The sequence below is a fragment of the Falsiphaeobacter marinintestinus genome (genome assembly GCF_007923355.1).
GTDB classification, from domain to species: domain Bacteria; phylum Pseudomonadota; class Alphaproteobacteria; order Rhodobacterales; family Rhodobacteraceae; genus Phaeobacter_A; species Phaeobacter_A marinintestinus.
Map to the genome: position 1 here is coordinate 309606 of NZ_VOGO01000005.1, position 14555 is coordinate 324160.

At 59.6% G+C, this 14555-nt stretch carries 14 protein-coding genes; 6 read left to right on the top strand and 8 right to left on the bottom strand.

Annotated features, from left to right (window positions below; genetic code table 11):
• Positions 1-6 precede the first annotated feature (6 nt).
• The 4 genes from truB (at position 7) to rpsO (ending at position 3057) form a co-directional block, all read left to right on the top strand.
• A complete protein-coding gene (gene truB, locus FOY56_RS13375) occupies positions 7-912 on the top strand; it encodes a tRNA pseudouridine(55) synthase TruB (RefSeq protein WP_146346342.1) in 906 nt (301 codons plus the stop codon).
• A gap of 72 nt (positions 913-984) precedes the next feature.
• On the top strand, positions 985-1494 hold the full coding sequence (locus FOY56_RS13380; protein ID WP_146346343.1) for a DUF1643 domain-containing protein: 510 nt from the start codon (positions 985-987) through the stop codon (positions 1492-1494).
• A 98-nt stretch (positions 1495-1592) separates the two neighbouring features.
• Positions 1593-2612, top strand: a complete 1020-nt coding sequence (locus tag FOY56_RS13385; protein ID WP_146346344.1) for a calcium-binding protein — start codon at positions 1593-1595, stop codon at positions 2610-2612.
• Between the two features lie 175 nt (positions 2613-2787).
• Positions 2788-3057, top strand: coding sequence for a 30S ribosomal protein S15 (gene rpsO, locus FOY56_RS13390; RefSeq protein ID WP_146346345.1), 270 nt, complete (start codon positions 2788-2790; stop codon positions 3055-3057).
• 145 nt (positions 3058-3202) lie between these two features.
• Here the strand turns inward: rpsO and FOY56_RS13395 are convergent, their stop codons facing one another.
• Genes FOY56_RS13395 through FOY56_RS13405 form a run of 3 tightly spaced genes read right to left on the bottom strand, consistent with a single transcriptional unit; the run spans position 3203 to position 5277 of the window.
• Positions 3203-3508: a hypothetical protein gene (locus FOY56_RS13395; RefSeq protein WP_146346346.1), complete on the bottom strand. Its 306-nt coding sequence runs from the start codon at positions 3506-3508 to the stop codon at positions 3203-3205.
• Between the two features lie 4 nt (positions 3509-3512).
• A complete protein-coding gene (locus tag FOY56_RS13400) occupies positions 3513-4631 on the bottom strand; it encodes a DUF1963 domain-containing protein (RefSeq protein WP_146346347.1) in 1119 nt (372 codons plus the stop codon).
• A gap of 46 nt (positions 4632-4677) precedes the next feature.
• Positions 4678-5277 carry a GDSL-type esterase/lipase family protein gene (locus FOY56_RS13405; protein ID WP_146346348.1) on the bottom strand — a complete coding sequence of 200 codons (600 nt, stop codon included), beginning with the start codon at positions 5275-5277 and terminating at the stop codon, positions 4678-4680.
• Positions 5278-5707: 430 nt separating this feature from the next.
• Here FOY56_RS13405 and pnp point away from each other — a divergent pair, with 430 nt between their 5' ends.
• The gene (gene pnp, locus FOY56_RS13410) at positions 5708-7849 is read left to right on the top strand and encodes a polyribonucleotide nucleotidyltransferase (protein WP_146346349.1); all 2142 of its coding nucleotides are present in this window, start codon (positions 5708-5710) and stop codon (positions 7847-7849) included.
• Between the two features lie 159 nt (positions 7850-8008).
• On the opposite strand, the gene FOY56_RS13415 is transcribed toward pnp, so the two are convergent.
• Positions 8009-8800 carry an alpha/beta fold hydrolase gene (locus tag FOY56_RS13415; protein WP_146346350.1) on the bottom strand — a complete coding sequence of 264 codons (792 nt, stop codon included), beginning with the start codon at positions 8798-8800 and terminating at the stop codon, positions 8009-8011.
• 147 nt (positions 8801-8947) lie between these two features.
• Positions 8948-9319, bottom strand: coding sequence for a VOC family protein (locus FOY56_RS13420; RefSeq protein ID WP_146346351.1), 372 nt, complete (start codon positions 9317-9319; stop codon positions 8948-8950).
• Positions 9320-9452: 133 nt separating this feature from the next.
• Between FOY56_RS13420 and FOY56_RS13425 the strand changes: the two genes are divergently transcribed.
• Positions 9453-10550: a DmpA family aminopeptidase gene (locus FOY56_RS13425; RefSeq protein WP_146346352.1), complete on the top strand. Its 1098-nt coding sequence runs from the start codon at positions 9453-9455 to the stop codon at positions 10548-10550.
• Positions 10551-10556: 6 nt separating this feature from the next.
• On the opposite strand, the gene FOY56_RS13430 is transcribed toward FOY56_RS13425, so the two are convergent.
• The 3 genes from FOY56_RS13430 to FOY56_RS13440 form a co-directional block, all read right to left on the bottom strand.
• A complete protein-coding gene (locus tag FOY56_RS13430; protein ID WP_146346353.1) occupies positions 10557-11285 on the bottom strand; it encodes a ribonuclease activity regulator RraA in 729 nt (242 codons plus the stop codon).
• A gap of 117 nt (positions 11286-11402) precedes the next feature.
• Complete coding sequence (locus tag FOY56_RS13435) at positions 11403-12278, bottom strand: SMP-30/gluconolactonase/LRE family protein (RefSeq protein ID WP_186766330.1); 876 nt, start codon at positions 12276-12278, stop codon at positions 11403-11405.
• 144 nt (positions 12279-12422) lie between these two features.
• Positions 12423-14327, bottom strand: coding sequence for an FAD-dependent monooxygenase (locus tag FOY56_RS13440; protein ID WP_146346355.1), 1905 nt, complete (start codon positions 14325-14327; stop codon positions 12423-12425).
• Positions 14328-14555: the final 228 nt, after the last annotated feature.

Sequence of the window (14555 nt, forward strand, 5' to 3'; positions counted from 1 at the left end):
ACAGGCATGGCACGCAAACGCAAAGGACGCGATATTTCCGGGTGGCTGGTCGTTGACAAGCCTGCGGGCATGACCTCGACCGCTGTCGTGAACAAGGTTCGCTGGGCGCTTGACGCCAAGAAGGCAGGCCATGCCGGCACGCTGGACCCGGAAGCAACGGGCGTGCTCGCCATAGCTTTGGGCGAGGCGACCAAGACCGTGCCATATGTGACCGACGCCTTGAAAGCTTATCGCTTTGTCGTGCGTCTGGGACAGGCGACAAACACCGACGATGCCGAGGGCGAAGTCATTGCTGAAAGCGATGCCCGCCCCAGCGATGAGCAGATCAAGGACGCGTTGTCGACCTTCATCGGCGATATCCAGCAGGTTCCACCCAAGTTTTCCGCCGTCAAAATAGACGGGCAGCGCGCGTACAAACTGGCCCGCGACGGTGAGGATGTCGAACTCGCCGCGCGCCCGCTTTGGGTCGAAGAACTGGTGATGACTGACCGGATAGATGCCGACCATGTCGAGCTTGAAATGACCTGCGGCAAAGGTGGCTATGTCCGGTCCATCGCCCGCGATCTGGGGGCGGCACTGGGATGCCACGGCCACGTCCTAAAGCTGCGCCGCGTCTGGTCCGGCCCGTTCGACGCCGAAGATGGGGTGACCATCGATCAGATTAACGAAATGGCCAAAACCCCCGCGCTGGACGAATACATTCGCCCGATGACCGAAGGTTTGACCGACCTGCCTTGCGTCACTGCCAGTGCCGATGGGGCCGTGCGTCTGAAGAACGGAAACCCCGGAATGGTGTTTGTGAATGACGTCGAATACGGCGACGAATGCTGGGCCATTCATGACGGCAAACCCGTCGCCGTCGGCATCTACAAATCGGGCGAACTGCACCCCAGCCGCGTTTTTAATCTCTGAGCTGTTGGTGGGGACACTGCAATTGGGCCGCGCCCTTGAACTGCCCGCCAAAATCCGGGCACAAGGCTGGCCATGATTACTCGCACACATATCAAGGGCGATGCGCCCTCGACCGCCGTTTACTCTGATTGCGAACGCTACCGCTATAGCCTGACCCGCGTTTGGGACCCTGCCGGGCGTAAAGCCTTGTTCGTGATGCTAAACCCCTCAACTGCGACCGAGGTTCAGAACGATCCGACGGTTGAACGCTGCGAACGTCGCGCCCGTGCCCTGGGGTTCGGAGCGTTCCAGGTGACCAATATCTTCGCGTGGCGTGACACCGATCCACGCAAGATGCGGGCCGCTTCGGATCCGGTCGGGCCGGAAAATGACACTGCCATAAGGGATGGGGTGAACTGGGCCGATCAGGTTATCGCTGCCTGGGGCGCGCATGGGTCTCATTTGAATCGCGGGGCAGATGTGGAAACGTTGCTGCGAAATACCCGGCAGCCGCTATTTCACCTTGGATTGACCAAAGCCGGGCATCCAAAACACCCGCTGTATATAGCCTATTCCCAACAACCCGAGTGCTGGCCGGAATAGATCAGCCATTAACCAGACGACTCGAATAGCTTTGCTTTTTGCCCTGCAGTTATGGCTTCGTCATTCTTGGTGGGCGCTAAATTGGCGTGGAGTAAATCATGTTCTGGTTGGCCGGAATTCTGGGCCTGATGGCCGTTGGAAGCTTTGTGGTGGGCGATTCCTCTGATGACGAGTCTGAGATGTTCGCCGACACGGGCGAAGAAGACGATGAATTAGAGGTCGCGGCGTCGATGCCCGACTTGTTGGCTGATACGCCAGGGGTATCGTCGGAACCGACTGTCGACAGCGCCACAAGCCCCTCCGCAAAAGACCAGATCATTACCGGCACACAGGCCGACGAGGTTTTGTCAGGTGGGTCAGGCGATGATCAGATCAACGGATATAGCGGCGATGACATCGTCGAAGGCGGGGCCGGGAACGACATTCTTCATGGGGCAGACGGGCTGGACAACCTGCGTGGTGGGGCCGGAAACGATGTTCTGCATGGGGACGATGACCGCGACATTCTGAATGGCGGGTCCGGTCAGGACGCCGTGTTCGGCCATTTCGGCGATGACCTGTTGATGGGCGGGGCCGGGGACGACACACTTGAGGGTGGGCAAGACGATGATACCCTTCTGGGCGGCGCGGGATCTGACGGCTTACTAGGCGGCTATGGCGACGATCAGCTGGACGGCGGCAGCGGCGCGGATACGTTGTTTGGCGGCTGGGGCGACGATTTGCTGAACGGGCGCGAAGCATCGCAAGACGCGCAAAGCAGTGACTTTCTGAATGGCGGCGGCGGATCGGATACGATCATTGCAGGTGCTGCTGATATCGTTACGGCGGGGGACGATGCCGATAACATTATACTGGGTGACTGGATCAGCGGTGATGATCGGGCCGAGGTGATGGATTTCGATCTTGCCGAAGACAGGCTGATACTGTCGCTTGACCTTGAGGCTGATCCCGACCCGCTGGTGGAAATCAAGCCTGCGCAAGGCCACAGTGGCGCAGTGACCGTGCATGTCAACGGAGCAGAAATCGCCCTAATTCATGGCGGGATTGGCTTGTCTCTGGAAGATATCACCCTGATCAGCCTGACTGCTTTGCCAGCATTGAACGTGGCTGCCGAATAGGCTTTGACCCGATCATCGACGAATAAACCTTTGCCATCAGACGGCTTTCCGATTATACGCGCCCATCCGCTGTGGAATCGATGTTTTCGGGGCCGTTGCGGACCATCTCCATGGGCCTGTGCTGGACGACATCCCGGCCTGCGCCATTCACCTTAACCCTGCAAAGGAGACCCCGATGTCGATTACTGCTGAAGAAAAAGCACGCGTCATGAAAGAATTCGGCACCAAAGAAGGCGACACTGGTTCGCCCGAAGTTCAGGTTGCCGTCCTCAGCTCGCGTATTGCGACCCTGACCGAGCACTTCAAAACCCACAAGAAAGACAACCACGGTCGCCGTGGTCTGTTGAAGATGGTTGCCCAGCGCCGCAAGCTGCTGGACTATCTGAAGGGCAAAGAAGAAGCGCGTTATCAGGACCTGATCCATCGCCTGGGCCTGCGTCGCTAAGCGGTTTCAACCGTTTTGTACAAGGTCTGAACGGCCACTTGTCCGTTTTGTACGCCCGCCTTCTGGCGGGCGTATTTGCGTTTTGGAGACCCTTCGAAGCGTTTTGTGTGTGATCTGTGTGTCCATGCCGATACGGCACCGGTCATCACCCGTTGGAATGACGAATGAACAGACCGCCCTCGAATTGACCGCTGGCCATGTCGTCGCGCGGCTGCCAGATCGACAGCCCGTGTTCGTGCTCTGACTGAGTGCCAAGAAACTCATCAGCCCCGATCGAGATCAGACAATCCATTCCGCGCAAATCCACATAGTTGTACATCGGCGGTTCTTCCAGACCGAACAGCCGGTGACCGCGCCATGCGGAAATGCATAGGTCCAGAAACGGCCGGAACTCGGGCGGGACGGCCTGGAACGCGTCTGACGCGGGCAGCTCGGGATAATCGCGGCGCAACTGATCAAGAACAGATCGGGGCGCGCCATTCAGCACATTGCGGGGGGGGGCGGTTTTCCGCCATTTTCGCCGTCAATGCATGCCGTGCCGCAAAGATCGCTTCCAAAGCATCCGGGGCGACCGGGGTTACCGGATCATGTTTGCGCGCGATGTCGCGAAACGCCGTGATGTCTTCGACCAGCGGTTTGGATTCGGCAAAAATCAATTGATGATGCAAAATCTCTTGTCTCTTGTGCTCGGGCAAAGCGTCAACGTCCTTGACCCCATCCAACCATTTGGCGAATTGCGTCTCATGGAATTGTGCCAGCATAATTTCCTGAACCACAAAATCCGCTTCATAGGCGGCAAAGCCCCAAGTCGTGATCCAGTCTTTGGGGCGGGCGAAGGGGTCCTGGATGGTCGGAGGTCGCCCGCCATCGTGATCAAGAAAAGCCACGGGATCCACCGGCCAGTGCTGAAAGCCCGTTCCTGTGCCCCAAAACCCGAGGTCGCTGACGTCAGGCAAATCTGATGGCGGTGAGATGGGAACCCAGAGTTTGGAATCGCCGGTCAGGACCCGAACCGCATGGGTCTGCGAAAAAAAGACAAGGAGCGCGCCTTGCGACGGCAATCCCGGTGCGCGCGCGCCAGTTTCCGGCTCGGGCTTTAGCGCGGCAAGATCGATCTGGGCCAGAAAATGCAAGGGGCGGTTCTGTGAGTCTCGGGGCCAATCGAAGGTTGCGGGTGCCATTGGTTGCCCGCCCAGCCACGACGTCGCGGGCCGGTCATCATCATCGTAAGGCGACCGAAGCACCAGCGCCCAGCCGGGCAATTGCTTTGCCCGGTCTGCCGTGCCTGACATAGCCTCGATTGCATCGTCGAATTTGTCGATATCGAACGTGTCATCGCTGCTTGGCCTTACAGGACGAGACTGCGGAACCGGCTTCGTTTGCGGCATCTGCTGCGTTTGCGGTCGCCGGGACTTGGGTATCTTCCAAAGAGCAAGGGATGTCGCGGCAAAAATCAAAAGGCTGAGACCCTGATGGGCCAGCGGGGCATCGTCAGCAATTTCGCCAAACCACACCAACGCTGCGAAGGACGACAAACACACCGCGACGAGAAAGAGGATGAGTGCTTTATGCATACGCTACTGCCGAACCCGACTTTTTTTTGAGAGTTGGGTGACTGGTCTATTGCACCGCTTCTTCGGCTTCGATCAGGGCCGCCACCCGTTTGCCAATCTCGGTGCTGGCCTTGATCGAAGGGTGGATCATGTCGGCGGAATGATAGGACCGGTCGCCGTGTGGGACCAGATCGGCAAGCGACAGGAAATAGACGCCCGGCAGCAAAGCGGCCAGACGGTCAATGCGGGCTTCCAGTTCTTCGCCTTCGTCGCGGCAGTGTTCGATGACCGAGCCGCGGCCCGGGCTGCGCAGATAGCCGACATAGATGACGCGGGCCCCGGTTTCGCGAAGCTCCCAGACCATGCGGGCGATTTCGCCACGGCGTCCATCGGGCGCGATCAGCTTGTCCAGCTTGCCATCGCAGGCGAAGCAGCCGCAGCCAAGCCACAGATCATTGCCGCCGCCGTTCAGCACGACCCAGTCCCAGTCGCCCTTGGCATACTGGTTTTCGATCTTCATCCCCAGCGCGCCGGTCACCGGAAGGCCATAGAGGACGCGGGCGCCGCCAACCGAGCGGTTGACGACCGGTTCGCCCAATTCATTGGCAACCGCGTCAGTGATCGAGTTCGTGGACCCCAGATGCCACGACATCAGGGAATCACCCATGGCAAGGATGCGCGATGGATTGTCCCGACTGACGGTCTGGAGGCAGCCAGCCAAGCCTAAAACCAATGCTAGCCGCAGTAGAATGGAGTAACTCAAAACCCTGACCCTGATCCCTTGGATATTGCCCTTTCGGTGTTGCCCGATCGTTACCCAAAAATAAAGGCTGGAGCGGGAACGAAATGTGGCAGGAATAAGGAAGCCAAGGGGCTGCGCACGGATCTGACCTGCTTGTGATCCGGTTGATCAGGGGCCGATGCGCTTTGGAGGTTTAAAAATCCAGAGATTTGCTGTATGGCCGCAGAATCTGAGACATGGCACCCGGACCCTGGTGCCATGAACGCAAGGATATATGGGGTCGGCGGCAATGGGGCCGCCAATCAATCGGGAGACCCGGGAACGCCCGGGAGTGCTCTCACACAGGATACGCTAGATGTTCAACGTTACGACGAAAAGCATGCAGTGGGGCGAAGAAACGCTTACACTGGAAACGGGCAAGGTTGCCCGCCAGGCAGATGGCTCGGTCATCGCCACTTTGGGTGAAACTTCGGTCATGGCCAACGTGACCTTTGCCCGCCAGCAAAAGCCTGGTCAGGATTTCTTTCCTCTGACCGTGCATTATCAAGAGAAATATTATGCGGCCGGTAAAGTTCCCGGTGGCTTTTTCAAGCGCGAAGCGCGCCCGACTGAAAAAGAAACGCTGACCGCGCGCCTGATCGACCGTCCGATCCGCCCGCTGTTCGTGCCCGGCTTCAAAAACGAAGTTCTGGTGATGTGCACCGTGCTGAGCCACGATCTGGTTAATGACCCTGACGTCGTTGCAATGATCGCAGCCTCGGCCGCGCTGACCATTTCCGGCGCGCCGTTCCGGGGTCCGATTGCCTGTGCCCGCGTTGGGTATGTCGATGGCGATTACGTTCTGAACCCGACCGTGGACGACATGCAGGACCTGCGCCTGAACCCCGAACAGCGTCTGGACCTGATCGTTGCCGGCACCAAGAACGCCGTGATGATGGTGGAATCGGAAGCTTACGAGCTGAACGAAGCTGAAATGCTGGGTGCGGTGAACTTCGCCCACGAGCAGATGCAGCCGGTTCTGGACCTGATCATCGCTCTGGCCGAAGACGCCGCCAAAGAGCCGTTCGATTTCCAGCCTGCGGATTACTCTGAGCTCTATGAGGCCGTGAAGGCCGCTGGCGAAGAGCAGATGCGCGCCGCATTCGCGATCACCGACAAGCAAGAGCGTACCGCTGCTGTTTCGGCGGCCCGTGATGTGATCAAGGCCGCGCTGAGCGAAGAGCAGCTGGACGATGCGAACCTTGGTTCGGCATTGAAAAAGCTGGAAGCCGGCATTCTGCGCGGCGACGTCGTCAAGACCGGCAAGCGGATCGATGGTCGTGATACCACCACCGTGCGCCCGATCGTGGCCGAAACCGGCATGCTGCCGCGGACCCATGGGTCGGCCCTGTTCACCCGTGGTGAAACGCAGGCGCTGGCGGTTGCCACGCTGGGCACCGGTGACGATGAACAGTTCATCGACGCGCTGCACGGCAACTTCAAATCGAACTTCCTGCTGCACTATAACTTCCCACCCTATTCGGTTGGCGAAGTTGGCCGCGTGGGTGGCCCCGGCCGTCGCGAAATCGGTCACGGCAAGCTGGCATGGCGCGCCCTGCAGGCGGTTCTTCCGGCCCCGACCGACTTCCCCTACACGATCCGTATCGTGTCGGAGATCACCGAATCCAACGGCTCGTCGTCGATGGCGTCGGTCTGCGGTGGGTCGCTGTCGATGATGGATGCCGGCGTTCCGCTGAAGTCCGCTGTTGCCGGTGTGGCCATGGGCCTGATCCTGGAAGATGACGGATCATACGCGATCCTGACCGACATTCTGGGTGACGAAGACCACCTGGGCGACATGGACTTCAAAGTGGCCGGTACCGAAAACGGTATCACGTCGCTGCAGATGGACATCAAGGTTGCAGGCATCACGCCGGAAATCATGGAAAAAGCCCTGGCGCAAGCCAAGGACGGTCGCATGCACATCCTGGAAGAGATGAACAAATCTCTGTCCGGCGCTGCTGATTTCTCGGTCCACGCACCGCGCATCGAAACCATGCAGGTTCCCACCGACAAGATCCGTGAAGTCATCGGATCGGGTGGCAAGGTGATCCGCGAGATCGTCGAAGTGTCGGGTGCCAAGGTCGACATCAACGACGATGGCATCATCAAGATCGCATCGCCCAACGGCGAGGCCATCAAGAAGGCATACGACATGATCTATTCGATCGTGGCCGAGCCGGAAGAAGGCAAAGTCTATAAAGGCAAGGTCGTGAAGATCGTCGATTTCGGCGCCTTCGTGAATTTCTTTGGCAAGCGCGATGGTCTGGTGCACGTGTCCCAGATCGAAAACCGCCGCCTGAACCATCCGTCGGATGTGTTGAAGGAAGGTCAGGAAGTCTGGGTCAAACTGCTGGGCTTTGACGACCGCGGCAAGGTGCGACTGTCGATGAAAGTTGTCGATCAGGAAACCGGCGAAGAAGCCGTTGAAGAAAAGAAAGAAACATCAGACGACTAAGGTCTGAGTGATTTTTCACATTGAACAATTCAAAGCCCCGGCACATGCCGGGGCTTTTTTAGTGAGCGGCGACCCGTCCCATCGCCATAAGTCGCGTCGATCCACGGTTCTTCGCCTTGGACCTTTGCAAAACTCTGGGGTCAGCCAGACGCCGCGCGTTCAGTTTCCAGCTATACTCAACAAGATTTCGGCGACGACTTCCTTGGATGGGCTTACTTCCATCAACTGATGCGGACCCTCGACAGTCACCAGAGACCAGCCACGTTTTTCAGCACGCGCCGGGGCCTGCACTTTGCGCATATGGTCAAAAACATCCCCTTCGGTCGCCACGATGATCGTTCCGTCAAAGGCAGGTGTGCCTTCGGCAATATCGATACGTTCGACGTAGGATTTCCATGGATGGGGGCGCATGGTTGGCTGGGCTTCGCGCAGCGCATCCGAAGGAATAAGCCAACCATCTCCGGCTTCGTCGACGGCGGTCTTGGCCGTTTCGTAGACGTCAGGCCCAAAGCCATCTATCAGGTTTTCCCCGTGGTCCAGCGGCACTGTGTCGATAAACACCAGATGCTTGACGCGATCAGGCTGGTGGGCGGCCACGCCGGAAATGACCGGTCCGCCATAGCTGTGTGAAACAAGAATGACGTTGTTCAGATCACGCCAGCTGAGCATGTTTGACACGTCCTGAATGTGGGTTAGCAACCCCGTCTCTTTCGACAGCAGATGCTCTTTTTCGCCAAGGCCCGTCAGCGATGCTTCGATCACCTCGTACCCGGCATCCTCCAGAATTGTGCTCAGCGGCTCCCATTGGCCTGCCCATTGAAAAGTGCCGTGCACCATCACGAAGATGGGCTGGTTCGAGGCCGGGCTTTGAGCCTTGGCAGGCTCAGCCGAAAAAAGGAACGCCGAACAGATCAGAAAAAGTGAAAGAAGTGCGTTTTTGGTGAAAGGCAATGGGGTATCTCCAACTCATGAGGCTTCAATGCTGCGCCATCCTCAGCGGTTTTCGCGTCGATGCACAGTGCATGGTCAGGCTGCCGCGCCAACGGTCTGTTGACAGGCCCCTGCGGGTTGCAGGGGCCTTGAGCGTGTTGGGGGTCTTTACCCAAACACGTAAAAGCACAGTTTGTTGCCGTCGGGGTCGCGGGCGTAGGCGCCGTAGAAGCGGTCGGGGATGCGTTGGCCGGGTTCGCCTTCGCAAGAGCCGCCCAGTTCGATGGCCTTGTGATAGAGCGCCTCGGCCTCTTCTTTCGATGTGGCCGCGATTGAGACCATCACGCCGTTGCCGGGGGCAGGGTCGTTTTTGTCGTAGGGTTCGCAGACGGCGATCATCGGCTCTTTCGGCGTGGCGCCGATAAAGGCGATGCGTCCGGCATCGATCAGAACCTGTGCGCCCCGGTCGGCGAACAGGTCGCAGTAGAAGGCTTTGGCTTTTTCCAGGTCATTCACACCTAGGGTGACGTATCCAATCATGGGCTGTCCTTTGTTTTGCCGGGCGACGGTACCCGGGACGTTTGACAGGTCAAGACATTCGCTACGTCCCATGCCATGCTTGTGATCAAAGGTCGGGTCAGGAAGATCGGCCACAGCGGATGAGAGCGACGCCATGACAAAACCCCGCGCCCGTGATCTGGGCCTGCCTTTGCCGGGTGATCCCGGCCCGCTGAATGCCATCACGGATGTGCCAGGGGTCGAGGTTGGGACCACTGAACTGCTGTCGTCGCGTGATCCTGCGTTGGCGACACGGGGCATTCAGGTGCAGACCGGGGTCACGGCGATCTTGCCACGGGGGCGGGCCGCCGAGCCGAAACCGGTCTGGGCCGGGCAGTTCAGCCTGAATGGCAATGGCGAGATGACCGGCAGTCACTGGATTCGCGATGGCGGGTGGCTGTGCGGGCCGATCATGATCACCAACACGCACTCGGTGGGGCCGGTGCATTCGGCGGCGGTACGCTGGATGATCGAGACCTATGGCGACGTGTGGGAGAATAATCACCTTTGGGCGATGCCGGTCGTGGCCGAGACGTATGATGGCGTGCTGAACGATATCAATGGGTTACATATTACCGAAGCGCACGGGCGGGCGGCGATTGATGCGGCGGCCCCGGGACCCGTGGCCGAGGGCAATACCGGCGGTGGGGCCGGGATGATCTGTTACGAATTCAAGGGCGGGACCGGCACGGCGTCGCGGGTGCTTGAAGTTGACGGTCAAGCCTTTCGCGTTGGTGCATTGGTGCAAGCCAACTTTGGGCGCCGTCCGTGGTTCACGGTTGCGGGCAAACCGGTGGGTCCGCTTATGACCGAAGATCAGTTGCCGGACATGGATGTGGAGCGCGGATCGATCATTGTTGTGCTGGCCACCGATTTGCCGCTGTCCCCAAGTCAGCTGGAGCGTTTGGCGCGGCGGGCCTCGATCGGGATCGGGCGGTCGGGGACGCCGGGCGGCAACAGTTCAGGCGATATCTTTCTGGCGTTTTCGACGGCGAATGAGATGCCGTTGCCGCAACTGTCCGGACCGTGGCGGCAGATGACGATGCTGAATGATGACCTGCTGGATCCGGTGTACATGGCGGCGGTTGAGGCGGTGGACGAGGCGGTTCTGAATGCCTTGTGCGCCGCGACGGATGTACCGCTGGCGCGCCCTGCGCAGGGGATGTGCAGGGCGCTGGATACCGCTGCCTTGATGCGGTTGTTCGAAGGGTAAGCGGGATCAGTCGCGCCCGTTTTTGGCCCGCCACGCGTCGAATTTCTTCTGGTTTTCGTCTTTGGTGCAGGGATAGAGCCCGATGATGGCGGCGCCGTTCAGGACCTCTTCCAGAACGAAATCTTCAAAGCTTTCCATTCCGGCGCAGGCTTCGGCAATCTCATCTGCCAGATGCGCGGGGATCACCATGACGCCGTCGCGGTCTCCGACCAGCACGTCGCCGGGAAACACCGGTGCGTCGCCGCAGGAAATCGGGACGTTGATATCCAGCGCTTCGTGCAGGGTCAGATTGGTGGGTGCCGAAGCGTTGGCGCAATAGGCGGGCATGTCGAGTTCGCCAATGCCATGCGCGTCCCGCAGGCCGCCATCTGACACCACGCCCGCGCAGCCGCGTACCGCCAGCCGGGTGACAAGGATCGACCCTGCGGTGGCCGCGCGCGCGTCTTTGCGGGCATCCATGATCAGGATGTGACCGGGTGGGCAGGTTTCAACCGCCACGCGCTGCGGGTGGTTGGGGTCACGGAACACATCCAGCGTATTGCGATCTTCGCGGGCCGGGATATAGCGCAGGGTGAACGCCTGCCCGACCATGTTGTCGGCCTTGGGCGACACCGGGGTCACGCCCTGAACGAACTGATTGCGCAGCCCGCGTTTGTAAAGCTGCGTGGCAATAGACGCGGTCGAGACGCGTTTCAGCCGGTCGCGGGTCTGATCGGAAAGGACGTAATCGGCCATGTCTGATAATCTCTGATTGGTGTCGGGAACGTTGGCTGTGCGGTCGAATTCTGCGCCCTCAACCAGCATGCCTTGGCGGCGGGCGTCAAGGTTAAGCAGAGGTCGCGGTCGGTTTCTTCAGGGGTCGGCGTGCCGGTCAGGCAGAGGCGCGCGCCAGATCGACAGGCGCCCCTTGTTGTGATCATCTTCGAACGACGTCAGCACCATGACCGGGTTGCGCGCGCCGATCAGGGCGGGTTTGGTCGGCGATTTCACCGGCACCGGATAGCGGGTCAGCCAGTCGCCTTCCGGTGAGAAGCGGTACAGCGTGCCGCCCGAGACACCCGCGATCCAATAGTTGCCCTCCCCATCCAGCATCGCCCCGTCGGGGCGGCCCTTGAGATCGAAGAAGGGGGCAAAGACCGCTTTGTCTTGCAGGGTATCGTCAGGATCGACCTGAAAGGTCCAGACCATCTGAACCGACGGGTGGGAATCGGACACGAACAGCCGGGTCCGTGTGTCATCCCAGGCAAGGCCGTTCACGGTGTGAAACCCGCTGAGTTTCGCGGACAACGTGCGGCGCACGGGGTCAAAGAGATACAGAACGCCGGTATCGCGCCGATTTTCGATGTCCATGGTTCCGGCCCAGATCCGGCCCCGGGCATCCTGACAGGCATCGTTGAACCGTTGGCCCGGCGTGTCGAGCGCGACGATCCTGTCGAATGTCGCTGTGTCCGGATCGAACTGGAATATCCCGGTTTGCATCCCGACGATTATCTGCGGGCCCAGACACTCGACAAAGCCGGGCATTTCGGGCGTGCCCCAGCAATCGGTGCGTCCCGAAAGCCGGGTGCGCAGCAGTTTGCAGCCCAGAATATCGACCCACCAGATCGCCTGATCATGGGATGACCAGACCGGACTTTCGCCCAGCTGTGCGCCGACGTCAGACAAGGGTTCGAACGGCGCATCCTGCGCGCCGCCCTTTGTGTTCGGTGTGGTATGCGTCGTCGTCACCAAAGCCACCTTTTGGTTCCCCCCGGACACTGAGGATCGGCGTCGATCTGGCTTTTGCTCGCACAAATGAGACCCAAAAGCTATTGGTATGTCAGTTTTCGGTGGCGTTGGGTCCAATCCGATGAGGGTTTGCGCCTTTTGTCGTCAGGCTGCGGGCAGCAGGATCCCCCGGAAAAAGGCCGCCAGATCGTCATGCGCGTCAAGCGGCAGGATGTTGGCGACGTGCTGATCCGGGCGCACGATGACCATACAGCCTGCGTCCCGGTCGATGCCGCGCATGTCGAAGATGTCCTGTCCGCCCTTCAGATCGGCGCAAAAGGCTTTTTCGTAATCGGTCAACCCAAAACGGCCTTTGACGGGTTGCAGGAGAGGCGGCATGGCGGCGATTTCAAGATCGCGGAAGCCTTGCTGGAAGATGGCGCGCAGATCGATGATGGCGTCGATGTCATCACCGGCGCGCGTGTGAACCCGCAGCGGAGAGGCCGCGTCGTTTTGCAGATAGTCACATAAGGCGCGGATCGGTGCGTCGTCTTTGGGTGAAAAGGCGAACACCGTCCAACGGACGCCGGTTTCGATCACGTGGCCCAGATGCATCGGCTTGGCATCTGCCAGCCGGATCACCGGAGCCGAATGAAAGCGCGCGCCGATTTCGAAGCCCTTGGCCAGATCGCTGTGGCGATCATGGCCGGTCAGCGCCGAGGCGTCATACTGCACGGTCAGGCCAGCGGTAAAGCGACCACCCTCAATGAACTTGCGCTGCACGACTGGCATGTCCTGATCCGAAGACTCACCCGCCGTGTCACTGACCACGCGCGACCATTGGTGATCGTATTCAACCAACCCTTGCGCAGCGGCGCGGCGTTCGGTGGAATAGCTGTGCAGCAGGTCAGGGGCGGCGCGACCGGTCAGCACCGATATCAGTTTCCAGCCCAGGTTGAACGTGTCACCCATCGACACGTTCATGCCCTGCCCCGCCTTGGGGCTGTGGGTGTGACAGGCATCGCCAGCGGTGAACACGCGGGGGGCCCGGGTGGTGGATTGACCGACCGGAACATCATCGAACGTGTCGCTGAGCCGGTGGCCGATTTCATAGATCGACGACCAGACGACCTGTTTCACATCAAAGCTGTGCGGGTTCAGGATACGTTTGGCCTTGGCGATGATGTCGTCAGCCGACAGACCCCGGTCACCAACCCGTTCGGTTTCGTCCAGTTTGTCGAGCTCGACATACAGGCGAACGATGTACCCGCCTTCGCGCGGGAGAACCAGAATGGTGCCGTCACTGGCGGACTGAATGATGGATTTCATCCGGAAATCGGGAAAATCGGTCACGGCCAGAACGTCGATCACGCCCCAGGCCTGATGAGCGGCGTCACCGTGCAGTTTACCGCCAATGGCCCGGCGGACGTTGCTGCGGGCGCCGTCACAACCAACGACGTAATTGGCGCCCAGGGTTTCGGTCTGGCCTGCACGGTCGGGGGCGGTGTGTTCCAGCGTGACGGTAACAGGGTGGTCTGTGGCATCAGGGTCGATGCTGAGGTCCGTGACCTTCAGAGTGTAATCGGGTTCAAGCCGGGACGGGGAATTGCGCATGATGTCGAGGAACATGTCATGCACCCGCGCCTGATTGTTCAGGACGTGCGGCATCTCGGACAGCCCGTCTTCGACGTCCTGCACCCGACCGACGCGTTTGATGTGATCGGGGTTTTGGGGGTCGGATGTCCAGAACGTGGTTTCGTTAATCCAGTTCGCCTCGCGCATCATCTTGTCGGCAAACCCGAAGGCCTGAAACATCTCCATCGAGCGGACGTTGATGCCGTCGGCCTGCCCCTTTTCCATCGGTCCGTCTTTGGGTTCGACGATCATCGTAGAAATGTCAGGATAGGCGGCCAGTTGCGCCGCAAGGCACAGCCCAGCAGGCCCACATCCGGCGATCAGCACGTCGACCTGTTCAGGGAGTCCATGCGGGCCGTTGACCCGCGCCGGGGTCTGTGCCGGTTCAAACTCATCTGGATTGCCGGGCACAAAACCGTTCAGGTGATATTGCATGGTGTGTCCTTGACTCTGTGGCGCGGGGCTTGCTGATTATTAGTAACTGTACTTACTAATTACAGTCAATCAGATTCTGCGATTTGGGGCGGAAAGGGTTTTGGCGGGTCGTCATCAAGATCCGCGCGGTCCGCCCTAACATCGCACGGGATAAACGGGGTTGATCATTTCGTTATGATATATAACAATAATGGAAACCCCGCTTTTAGCACCCCGAGGAGCCTCCAC